The following is an 11466-nucleotide window of genomic DNA, read 5'->3' on the forward strand; positions in this document are numbered from 1 at the left end:
TCGCGGAGGCCCAACAGCCTACAATCTATCATGTATACATTGCGCGTATACGCATTGTGTATAGTTGCATTTATGGATAACACGCAGACCCTTTTGGGCATCCTCGGCACGGGTCCCAGTTATGGCTACGACGTAAAGCGAAGCTATGACCGCTACTTCGGTTCCAAAAAACCGATGGCCTTTGGGCAGGTCTACGCGACACTGGCAAGGCTATTGCGCGACGGCCTCATCGCGATGCTGGGTGAGGAAACGGGCAGCGGACCCGATCGCAAAAGATACGAAATAACCGAGGTTGGGCGTAAGCGCGTATCTGAATGGATGTTCACCCCCGACGTTCCTGAGGCCCAGCTACAAAGCAACCTTTTTGCTAAAACGGTCATTGCTCTCCTGTTGGAAGATGATGCCGAAGGGCTTCTCGATATCCAACGTGGCGAACACATGGCGCGTCTTCGCGAGCTGACGTCCGCGAAACGTGGAGCCAACGTCATGGAGGTTCTGATGTGCGACCATGCGATGTTCCACATTGAAGCCGATCTGCGGTGGATTGACCTCACGGCGGCGCGACTGACGGAGTTGCGCGCACAGGTGACAGGAGCATGAGCATGGAAATGGACATGAGTCTTGGCTGTAATTCCTCGGGAGTTCCCCTTCTCTCGTGCCGTAATCTCCGCGTTTCCTTCGGAGTGACCGAGGCCCTTCGCGGTGTAGACGTGGATATATATCCTGGCGAAGTTCTGGCGGTGATGGGACCATCCGGTTCGGGCAAGTCGACCCTGCTTCATGCCCTCGCGGGCGTTGTGAAACTCGATACCGGCACCGTCACCTACAACGGCAGTGACGTCACGGCATTGAGCGAGGCCGAGCGTTCGGCACTCCGGCTGAGCGCGTTTGGGTTCGTCTTTCAATTCGGTCAGCTCCTGCCTGATCTCAGTGCCGTCGACAACGTTTCACTGCCCCTCTTACTCGCGGGAATCCCCAGGCGTCGGGCACTGCAACAGGCAAAATCCTGGCTGGATCGGTTAGGACTGGCGGGATTCGGCGACAAACTCCCGGGCGAAATGTCGGGAGGCCAGGCCCAGAGGGTTGCGATTGCGCGGGCGCTAGTCAACGCGCCCAAAATTCTGTTTGCCGACGAACCTACGGGATCACTGGATTCGCTGGCTGCCGAGAATGTGATGCTGACTCTCACGGACTTGGCGCGAGCTACGGGAACAACAGTGGTCATCATCACTCACGACCCTAGAACCGCCGCCCATGCCGACCGCGAGATCATCGTGCGAGACGGGCTCGTGACATCCGGATCCGTCGCATTTTCACAGGCTTCGGATGTGCCCCAATGAGCTTCGACGTCACCAGACTGCTCATTGCCCACGACCGAGACTCAAAGAAGCGCCTCCTAGGGATTTCTGCCGGCGTTGCCGTCGGCGTCTCACTGATTCTGCTCATTTGGGGCACGTACAACGGGCTTCTGAACCGCGAGCTGCGCTCGGCCTGGACGCAGCTGGGGCCACAGTCCGCCTTGCCTTTCTACGTCTTCTCGAATCACCTCCCGAACCAAGGGGCGGCGCAGGCCGAGCTGACGGATTCCCAAGCGCTCGCATCGGTTTCCAGCGATTACTATCAGGGCCGGTCCATCGAGCGCATCATGATTGCAGTTCCCCCTGGCTACACCGGCAGCATTCCGGGCATCGCCCGTATCCCGGAGCCGGGGACCTATCTGGCGTCGCCCGCCCTCGCGGCCCTCATCAATTCGGTGCCGGCCGACCAGCTGGCGAGCAGGTTTGGCACTCTCAGAGGAGTGATATCGGATGCCGCCCTTGCCAGCCCCGATTCGCTTGTCGTCCTCATTGGTCAGTCGCCAGCATCCGTTAGCCAGACGTCAAACGCCAAGATTGTCACCGAGTTCACGGGTGCTATCTATGGGGGCAACGTCAACTATCTGACCCTTGCGATCATTGGCGCCATCGCCACTCTGATCCCCGTCCTGCTTTTGGTCGGTATCGTGACCGGGCTTGGCGTTGCCCAGCGCCGAGAAAGATTCGCCACGCTGCGTCTCATCGGCGCACCTCCTGGCGTGGTTTCGCGGATCGCCGCTTCCGAGACCGCACTGACGAGCACCCTTGGTGCGGTGGCTGGGGTCATTTTTGCCCTTCTCTTGGCTCCTCTGGCGGCCAAGATTCCCATCGACGGGATGACATTCTTCGTCTCCGATATTGTGTTGGATCCTCTCAGCGTGGGCCTCGTCGCGGTTGTCACAATCGTCGTCACCACCCTGGTGGCCTGGATGCGGGCCCGCCGCGTTGGCTTCGGCTCTCTGGGCACCACTCAACAGCAACACGAAAAACCTCCAAGAGCCTTCGCGCTCATTCCGCTAATCCTCGGCATTGTGGCTGTGCTCACCCCTGCAGCGACCAGCAAGGTCCAGGGTTTTCTTCATCGAGATGACCTCGCTATTTTTACGGGATTCTCACGCCCCGAGTTCTACATCCTTGGGGGCTTTGTGCTCACGACGATCGGATTGTTGGTTGCCGGGCCTTATCTGACCTTCCTGACCAGCCGTTTGGCCGCGCACCAGGCCCGCAGTGCGGCCGGAGTCGTCGCTTTCAACCGCATCCGCCGCTTGCCACGCGCTATGTTTCGCTCGGTGAGCGGTCTGGTAGCTGCGCTTTTTCTCGTGACAGTCTTTGCCACCGCTGTCACCACCGTTTACCGAGCCACGGCATTGGCCGACGATGCCGAGCACTTGTCGATGTCCACCTTGATCTCACGCCCCCTGGCAGACCCGACACCTGAGCAGATGCGGGTTCTGAATGACGCGCCTGGCGTGACCCATGCGGGCCTCGGGCTTTTCAGCCTCGAGACAAGCGCCGGTCTCTATTTCACGCGAACCGATGCTCAGCGCCTCGGACTGATGACGGCGACACAGGGCGCGACCATCACGACGGACTATGTCGAAGTTAATTCTGGGATCGAGAACAACGAACCGGTCGCCGTGCGTGAGGCTCCTGGTGTTCTTGCAACAGAACTGGAGAATTCCATTCTGTTCGTCGCCACTGACGGCACGCCGGCGAATGTCGAGAAAGCCCGAACATCCGTCATTCTCAGCGACATCGAAATGTACACCAGCCCCAGCACGAGGTCAGAGCTGCAAGCCAACGACATGGACACCCTCGCCAGTAGCTTCGCCACCCTCGCCAACATCGGCATCTTGATTACCGCGCTCATCTCCGTGGTTTCGCTCGCGGTCGCCACGATTGGTGGAGTACTCGATCGGCGACGAATCTTCGGTTTGCTGCGCCTCATGGGCATGCCCGTGCGAACGTTGCGCCGCATTATTGCGAGCGAGACGGCGCTTCCGTTCGTGACGGTTTTCGGCGTCTGTATTGCTCTGGGCGTTACCGTTGCGTGGGCGATCGTCACGGGTCTCTCGCCGAACCGCACTATCGATTGGCCCGACCCGTCGTTCCACGTCGTCATTGCGCTCAGTCTTGCTCTGGCCGCGCTTTCAATAGCAGCAACGTTGAGAAGTGCCGAGAAGCACACGGGCATCAGTGCGACGAGGTACGAGTAGCGGCGTCCAGTTCAAGACACTCTAAAGTACGGAGTGCGTGACGCGACCGGCAACCATCGTGAGCATGACGGGCATGTTGCGCAGCTCATCCACGGAGGACAGCAGCGGGTCGTAGTCAATGATGACGATGTCGGCCGGCTCCCCCACGGCGATACGCGAGCGAGCGGAGGCAGCGAGAGCGGCCTCCGGTGCAATGCGCTGCTCAGGATGCCAGGGCGGCAACCCGCCACGAGTGCGCTCCACGGCCGAAGCAATGGCGAACCATGGATCCAGCGGCGCCACAGGCGCGTCCGAACCGAAAGAAAGGGTAACTCCAGCGGTCAACAAGTCTCGAAATGGATAGGCCTCGGATGCGCTACCAGCCCACAAGGAATCGGCAGATTCGCGGTCATCCATGGCATGTTCCGGTTGAACACTGGCTCTGACTCCGAGCTCGGCAAAACGAGCAATGTCGGCGTAGGTCAGCAGTTGCGCGTGTTCAATTGACCCTTCACAGTGCACGGCCTCGAAGGCGTCGAGCGCCAGGGTGTTGGCGCGGTCGCCAATGGCGTGAACGGCAAGGGACAGTCCGGCGGCCCACGACTTCGCCATGATGCTCACCAAGTCGCTATAGGCAACGTTGAGAACGCCGTGAGCGTGAGGTTGACCCGCCATTCCGGGATACTCGGCGTAGCAAAAAGCGGTGCGCGAGCCCAAAGATCCGTCACTAATGATCTTGTGCGACCCGACGCGCAGGAGGCCGTCGGTGGATGCAATCGTATCGCCGGTGCGGAGGCCCATTTCGATCGCCCGGTCGATATCGGAGGTGTAAATGCCGAACTCCACGCGAAGCTGGTTGATGCCGTTTGCGATGCGCCGACGCCATGTGGCAACGTTCCAGTCCATCTCGAAATCGACGATGCCAACGATTCCCCGAGCCGCCGCCGCCCTTGCCGCATCGGCCGCGAAGGCGTCCCCTTCGGCGGCGCTAACGTTGCCGAGCACCATCATCACGTCGAACGCGTCTTGTTCCACGAGATACCCCGTGGCGTGGCCTGCCTTGCCCTGTTCGGCAAGGGCCGCCGAGTTGAGCCAGACACTATGGAGGTCGGCGCTCAGAACATAGACCGGGGTGTCGCCAGAGACGTCATCAAGAGCAGAAAAATGCGGCTGAACAGGCCACCGGTTCGCGAGGAATTTTGCGCCCAAGAAGGGGCCCTTCCCTGCGTCAACCCACTGCCGAACAATGCCCACAATTTGCTCTAGCGAATTGGAGGCTGAGACGTCATAGCGCCTTCGCGCTTGCGCCCAGTTGGAGAAGTGCACGTGGTTATCCCACAGCCCGGGAACAATGTAGCGCCCGCCTAAGTCGATCGTGTCCCCCTCGACTTCGGTGAGCGAGATCACTCCAGTGGCCCCCACAAAGTCGATGCCGCGAATGACGCCGTCGTCGATCACAACGTTGATAAGCGCGCCAATCAGGCTGCGTTCACCAGGAATCCGGGCATTCAAGAGGGTGAGGGTCATGATTTTCTAATTCTGACAGCCCGGGCACCAATACAGCTTGCGCGCGCCCATGACATCCAAACGAATGTTGGTGCCGCACCGCCGACACGGCAGCCCCTCACGTTTGTAGACCCAATAACGTTCGGCTCTCGTGTCTTGAAGAGGGGCATCTGCACCCAGTCGGGTGAGCATTCTGCCTTCCCGGATTCCGATGGGCAACAGTTCACACCAGTCACGCCAGAGGGCGCGCACCGTGTCGATCGGCACCAAGTTTGCGGGAGTGTAGGGACTGAGGTGGGCACGAAAGAGCATCTCGGCCCGGTACACGTTGCCGATTCCGGCGACGATGGATTGGTCCATCAGCAACTGGCCGATGGGCACTTTGCGTCGCGTTACAGCGTCCACGAAGCGCTGTTCGGCTTCCGGGCCAAGATCCGTTACCGGGTCGGGCCCCAAGCGATTCAGCACTAGCTGCACTCCCGACGCGTCCAGTACCTCGCACGCGGTCGGGCCACGCAGGTCCGCCACGGTGTTCGGGGTCAAGAGGCGCACGCGCACTGCGCCCACGGGCTCGTGTGGAAAAGTTTCATCGAGCGGCACGCCCAGATCACGTTCATCCTCGGAGACCCGCACGTTACGACGTTGCCCCTCGCTGGCGTACTGCACGCCACTGCGAGCGCCAGCCCCCCGCGGCGCTCCGACACTGTGGGATCCACCCTCGTCGGCACCACCCTCGGCGGCCGAGAACAGGGGACTCACGATTCCCGCGAAATCCCAGGCACCATAGATGCCGAGGTGCACGCGCAGCCACACACCAGAGTCCAGGCTTGCATTAGAACCGGGCGCATCAACGCCAGAATCGAACCCGAGAAACATCTGCTTGCCCACGGCCTTCGCCTCGTGCAGCGTCATTCCGTCGAGAACCGCTGCACCCTCGGCAAACCGCCCCTGAGGGGACGATGCAGCAATGGCGTGCCCCACGAAATCGCGCTGAAACTGAAGGGCTACCCGGTGAACACTGTGACCTTCGGGCACGGGTTAGTGATCAACGCCCTTGCCAGCGATGTCACCGGTGGTCTCGAACTCGGCCAGCTGGGCGATGCGGCGCACGTGACGCTCATCCCCGGAGAATGGCTCCGCAATGAAGGCGTCTATGAAACTCACGGCCTCTTCCAAGGTGTGTTGACGGGCACCAATCGAAATCACGTTGGCATCGTTGTGCTGGCGGGCCAGCTCCGCGGTCGAAATACTCCACACGAGCGCCGCTCGAGCACCGGCAACCTTGTTGGCCGCCATTTGCTCGCCGTTACCCGAGCCGCCGAACACAATTCCGAGCGCCGACACGCCAGCGCTCTGGTCCCGAACAACACCGATCGCGGCGTTGATGCAGAAGGCGGGGTAATCATCCAAAGCGTCATAGTCAACCGGTCCATGGTCAATGACCTCATGCCCGGCAGCACTCAGGTGCGTCTGCAGAAACTGGCTGAATTCGAGTCCGGCATGGTCGGTGGCGAGGTGAATGCGCATTTCCCAATTTTAGGGGCGGATAGGCTGGTCCGTGGGGCACAGCCGTTTACACCCCTCGACTGTTTTGCCCGACACACCTGTTGGAAGGAATAACGTTGCCCGGAGAAAACCTCACTCGCGTCGAAGCCCGCGAACGCGCAGACATCATTGCCGTAGACAGCTACACCGTCGAGCTTGACCTCATGCGCGGAGACACCGTCTTCGGTACCACGACCACGGTTGCGTTCGCCGCCACCCATGGTTCTTCCACGTTCATTGACGCCATAACGGCCAAGGTTCACAGCATCACGCTCAACGGCGCTGAGCTTGACCCCACTACGGTCAGCGACGGCATCCGCATTGCCCTCGACAATTTGCTGGAAGCCAACGTGCTCACCGTTGTCGCCGATGGCGCCTACACAAACACGGGTGAAGGCTTGCACCGCTTCGTTGACCCCGTGGATGGTGAGGTGTACCTCTATACCCAATTCGAGGTTCCGGATGCGCGTCGCATGTTCTCCGTCTTCGAACAGCCCGACCTCAAGGCCACGTTCCAGTTCACGGTGAAAGCACCCGCGCGCTGGCAGGTCGTCAGCAACCAGACCACCCCCGCGCCGACCCCTCACGCCGATGGCAGCGCCACCTGGGTCTTCGCGCCCACCCCCCGTATCTCCTCCTACATCACGGCGATCGTTGCCGGCCCCTATGACGTTGTGCGCAGCGAGCTCACCTCCAGCGATGGCCGCGTGATCCCCCTCGGCGTGTTCTGCCGAGCATCCTTGGCCGAATACTTAGATGCCGACTACATCTTCGAGAAGACCCGCCAGGGCTTCGCGTACTACGAAGAGAAGTTCGATTACGCGTACCCGTTTGAGAAGTACGACCAGCTCTTCGTTCCCGAGTTCAATGCCGGGGCCATGGAAAACGCGGGCGCTATCACGTTTACCGAGACGTATATCTTTAGGTCCAAGGTGACGGATGCCATTCGCGAGCGCCGTGTTGTCACGATCTTGCACGAGCTGGCTCACATGTGGTTTGGCGACCTAGTTACCATGCGCTGGTGGAACGACCTGTGGCTCAACGAGAGTTTCGCAGAATACGCCTCCACATTGGCGACCGCGGAGGCCACCGAGTGGACCGAAGCCTGGACCACGTTCGCCGCGACCGAAAAGAGCTGGGCGTACCGTCAGGATCAGCTTCCGTCTACGCACCCGATCGTTGCAGAGATTCGTGATCTCGATGACGTGCAGGTCAACTTCGATGGAATCACCTATGCCAAGGGCGGCTCGGTTCTCAAGCAGCTCGGAGCCTGGGTGGGGCAGGAGCAGTTCCTGGCCGGAGTTTCGCAATACTTCAAGAAGCACGCCTTCGGAAACACCGAGGTCAGTGACCTCATGGTGGAGTTGGAAGCCACCAGCGGCCGCGACCTCTCGTCCTGGACCAAGTTGTGGTTGCAGACGGCCGGGGTCAACACGCTGCGCCCCGTTTTGGGGACCGACGCAGACGGCACCATCACCGAGTTTGCGGTTGCCCAAACGGCCCCCGTTGACTGGCCCACCATCCGCCCGCACCGCCTGGCCATTGGGTTCTACAATTTGGTCGGCGGAGCGCTCGAGCGCGTACACCGCCTGGAGCTTGACGTCGATGGCACGCGCACCGAGGTGCCTGAGCTTGTGGGTCGCCCCCGCCCCGACTTGATTCTCATCAACGATGACGACCTGGCCTACGCCAAGATTCGCCTCGATGAGGACTCGATGCGGGTTGCCATTGCGCACCTCAAGTCCATCACCAACCCGCTGGCACGGTCCCTCGTGTGGGCATCGGTGTGGGATTCCACGCGCGACGCCGAGACCACGGCCAGCGACTTCATCGACTTGGTACTGGGAAACATTGCCACCGAGACCGAATCCACCACCACGCGCACCGTGCTCGGGCAACTTCAACTGGCCGCCGCCGCGTACACCGCACCGGCACACCGCCAGAGGCAACTCGACCGCATTGCAGCGGCAATGTGGAACCTCGCCAAGGAAGCTTCAGCCGGCAGCGACAACCAGTTCCAGTTCCTGCGCTCCTTCGCCCAGGTGGCCTCCACCGATGTTGACTTGGCAATTGTTGCCCAGGTTCGCAGCGGGGAAATCGCTCTGGACGGCCTCGACATCGATACCGACCTCGGCTGGGACTTGCTGATTGCGCTCGCCGGCGGCGGCAAAGCCACCGCCGCCGAAATTGATGCCTACCTTGCCAGCGACAACACGTCCACCGGTCAACAGTCGGCCGCGCATGCTCATGCTGCCCTTCCAACCCCTGAGGCGAAGAATGCTGCCTGGGCATCAGCTTTCGATGCGGACACCGCGCCGAACACGATCGTGCGCGCCACCGGAATGGGCTTTTTGAAGGTCAATGACACCGCTCTGTTGGAACCGTTTGTGGCTCGGTACTTCGAGAACATTACCCGCGTCTGGAAGGCTCGCAGCTTCTCGATCGCCTCGGCGCTCATCACCGGTTACTACCCGAGCCCCTTGTTCTCTCAAAGCCTGGTTGATGCCACGAACACGTGGCTTGCGGCGAACCCCGAGGAGCCCGCCCTGCGCCGTCTGGTCGTGGAGAACCTCGCCGGCATTGAGCGTGCTCTCATCGCGCAGGCGCTGGATGCTAGTGCCGTCGACACGATGACGAAGGACTAACGAAGCACCATGGATGGATTCTGGGCCTGGCTTTCCGGCACCTTTACGACGTTTGAAATCCCGCTGATAATTCTCTTCACCGTTATTGGCGCGGTCCTCCTGCGGTGGATTTTGCTGCTTATCAACCGCCGCGTGGTTCGCCAGATTGTCACGGGAGTGAAGCGACGCGAACGCACCGATGACACGCAGGCCATCATGTCATCTCCGCTGGTGGCCAACCGCATCGTTCAGCGCACCCGCACCATGGGAAGTGTGCTCGATAACGTCGTCACCTGGATGATCATCGCGGTTGCCATCATCATCATCCTGCAGGTGTTGGGGGCCTCCATTACGGCGGTGGTGGCATCTGTTGGTTTCATCGGGGTTGCCCTCGGAATTGGGGCCCAGTCCACCGTAAAGGACCTCCTGAGCGGCCTGTTCATGGTTTTCGAAGATCAGTTGGGTGTTGGCGATGTCGTTGACCTCGGTGTTGCCACCGGCATCGTGGAGTCCGTGGGCGTGCGCATCACCACCTTGCGGGACGTGAATGGCACCCTCTGGTTTGTGCGTAACGGTGAAATTGAGCGTGTGGGCAACATGTCGCAGGGCTGGGCGCGGGTCATCATCGACCTTGCTGTGCCTTATGACACGGATGTCGACGCCGCCCAACAAACAATGCTCGAGACCATGACCTCCATGGCAGAGAGCGCCAAGTGGCGTTCCTACATTCTCGAAAAGCCGGAAGTCTGGGGGCTGGAGACGATTTCCGCCGAAGCCCTCGTGATTCGTCTGGTCATGAAAACCCGCGCGAATTCAAAGGATGATGTGGCGCGCGAACTCCGCAACCGTTTGAAGAAAGCCCTCGATGAGATGGGCGTGCACCTGCCGGCCCTCAATACCGTCGTGCTCGCTGGGTTTGACGGGGCCGCCAGTGTTCGGGGGGCACGTCCGCCCAAAACAGCCACCCTCCCCACCGTTGCCGAGGCTGCGGCCCTGGCTGCCGCTGCCCGCCCTACCAAAGCGGTCCCCAAGACGCCCCGCGCTCCTCGCGCACCGCGCGCGCCGAAGGCGAAGCCGTGACCGATAAAGAACCCATCATCACTCCAGTGACATTGCGCTCCAGCGAATCCGGAGAGGCCGAACTTCGCACGTTCTACGATGACATCGGCGGCCAGCCGACGTTCATCAAGCTGGCCCACGAGTTCTACAAGGGTGTCGCCACGGACCCCGTGCTGCGCCCGATGTACCCCGAGGAAGACCTCAGCCCGGCCGAAGAACGCATGCGAATGTTTCTCGAGCAGTACTGGGGCGGTCCCACGACCTACAGCGATAGGCGCGGTCACCCCCGCCTGCGCATGCGTCACATGCCCTTTGCGATCAACCCGGATGCCCGCGACCGCTGGCTCCTGCACATGACCGCAGCGGTGGACACTCTGAACCTCGCGCCGCTGCACCGCGAAACCCTGATGGATTACCTCGACCGTGCCGCGCACGCCATGGTCAACACCTTCGACGCTTAGGCATCTGCCGCCAAATGCACGAGAAGTTTTCTAGCGAACGAGGATATGACCGCGTGCGGTGGTCAGCCGCATCCAGTTCGCACTGCGGGAGAGTTGTGGTTCATCTTCGCCGAGGAATCCAAGCCCAAACGCCGCGAAAGCCGCTCCTGAGACAAACTGCGTCATGGCAGGGTCAGAGCTGATCGGCCTCCCCCACACCTCACGCCGAGCTCTGGTCACAATGATTGTGCCCAAACCATTCGACCCGGCGATTTCTTCGATGCCGGCGCGCGCAATGGCTTCGAGGTCGGCTGCCGAAAAAGTACCGAGTAGCTTCCAATCGGAACGCGGGGCCGAGACACCTGCCCACGCAATACCGGCTTCGGCGACGGGCAGGGCAAACGTCAGCTCGGATCCGGTGATGCGTGCCAAACGATCCAGCATTCCGCGAATCGTCACCACGATATCCAGCGCCGCGGAATCGTCACGCTCAAAAACCCGTAGCCCTAAGACTGTCGGGGCCGTGTCGAGCAACCCACTGGGAACAAGCACCCCCACATACGCGGCCATAACAGACCCCGCCCCGATCAGACGCACGTGTTCGCAGCCCAGCTTGGCGGCACGTTCCAGAAAGACACTCAGGTCGGAAGCATCGTGTTCACTGGGAAGGGTCAGGTTCATACTCATTGCAGTTCTAAACTATCGAACAAAGACTTCAGCACGGAACACCAGCACGGAAACA

10 protein-coding genes are annotated in these 11466 nt (G+C 60.8%); 6 read left to right on the forward strand and 4 right to left on the reverse strand.

Features of this window, described 5'->3' with window-relative positions; genetic code table 11:
• Window positions 1-72: 72 nt before the first annotated feature.
• From FB555_RS03840 to FB555_RS03850, 3 genes are read left to right on the forward strand one after another with little or no spacing between them, the layout of a single operon-like run.
• Entirely contained in the window at window positions 73-600 is a 528-nt protein-coding gene (locus FB555_RS03840) for a PadR family transcriptional regulator (RefSeq protein ID WP_182484080.1), read from the forward strand.
• Window positions 597-1340, forward strand: coding sequence for an ABC transporter ATP-binding protein (locus FB555_RS03845; protein WP_182484081.1), 744 nt, complete (start codon window positions 597-599; stop codon window positions 1338-1340). The genes FB555_RS03840 and FB555_RS03845 overlap by 4 nt, the downstream gene beginning before the upstream one ends.
• Window positions 1337-3571: an FtsX-like permease family protein gene (locus tag FB555_RS03850; protein ID WP_182484082.1), complete on the forward strand. Its 2235-nt coding sequence runs from the start codon at window positions 1337-1339 to the stop codon at window positions 3569-3571. Before FB555_RS03845 ends, FB555_RS03850 begins: the two co-directional genes overlap by 4 nt.
• 21 nt (window positions 3572-3592) lie before the next feature.
• Here FB555_RS03850 and FB555_RS03855 read toward each other — a convergent pair whose 3' ends face one another.
• From FB555_RS03855 to FB555_RS03865, 3 genes are read right to left on the reverse strand one after another with little or no spacing between them, the layout of a single operon-like run.
• Window positions 3593-5077: an amidohydrolase gene (locus tag FB555_RS03855; RefSeq protein ID WP_182484083.1), complete on the reverse strand. Its 1485-nt coding sequence runs from the start codon at window positions 5075-5077 to the stop codon at window positions 3593-3595.
• A gap of 6 nt (window positions 5078-5083) precedes the next feature.
• Entirely contained in the window at window positions 5084-6091 is a 1008-nt protein-coding gene (locus tag FB555_RS03860) for a zinc finger domain-containing protein (RefSeq protein WP_182484084.1), read from the reverse strand.
• 3 nt (window positions 6092-6094) lie between these two features.
• The gene (locus tag FB555_RS03865; protein WP_182484085.1) at window positions 6095-6583 is read right to left on the reverse strand and encodes a ribose-5-phosphate isomerase; all 489 of its coding nucleotides are present in this window, start codon (window positions 6581-6583) and stop codon (window positions 6095-6097) included.
• A 95-nt stretch (window positions 6584-6678) separates the two neighbouring features.
• Between FB555_RS03865 and pepN the strand changes: the two genes are divergently transcribed.
• Genes pepN through FB555_RS03880 form a run of 3 tightly spaced genes read left to right on the forward strand, consistent with a single transcriptional unit; the run spans window position 6679 to window position 10745 of the window.
• Window positions 6679-9246, forward strand: a complete 2568-nt coding sequence (gene pepN, locus FB555_RS03870) for an aminopeptidase N (RefSeq protein ID WP_182484086.1) — start codon at window positions 6679-6681, stop codon at window positions 9244-9246.
• A 9-nt stretch (window positions 9247-9255) separates the two neighbouring features.
• Window positions 9256-10305: a mechanosensitive ion channel family protein gene (locus tag FB555_RS03875; protein WP_182484087.1), complete on the forward strand. Its 1050-nt coding sequence runs from the start codon at window positions 9256-9258 to the stop codon at window positions 10303-10305.
• Between the two features lie 32 nt (window positions 10306-10337).
• Window positions 10338-10745, forward strand: a complete 408-nt coding sequence (locus tag FB555_RS03880) for a globin (RefSeq protein ID WP_182484285.1) — start codon at window positions 10338-10340, stop codon at window positions 10743-10745.
• A 30-nt stretch (window positions 10746-10775) separates the two neighbouring features.
• Here the strand turns inward: FB555_RS03880 and FB555_RS03885 are convergent, their stop codons facing one another.
• Window positions 10776-11411: a DUF8185 domain-containing protein gene (locus tag FB555_RS03885; protein ID WP_182484088.1), complete on the reverse strand. Its 636-nt coding sequence runs from the start codon at window positions 11409-11411 to the stop codon at window positions 10776-10778.
• Between the last annotated feature and the right edge of the window lie 55 nt (window positions 11412-11466).

Origin of the sequence: Alpinimonas psychrophila, assembly GCF_014137865.1 — a bacterium.
GTDB lineage: Bacteria > Actinomycetota > Actinomycetes > Actinomycetales > Microbacteriaceae > Alpinimonas > Alpinimonas psychrophila.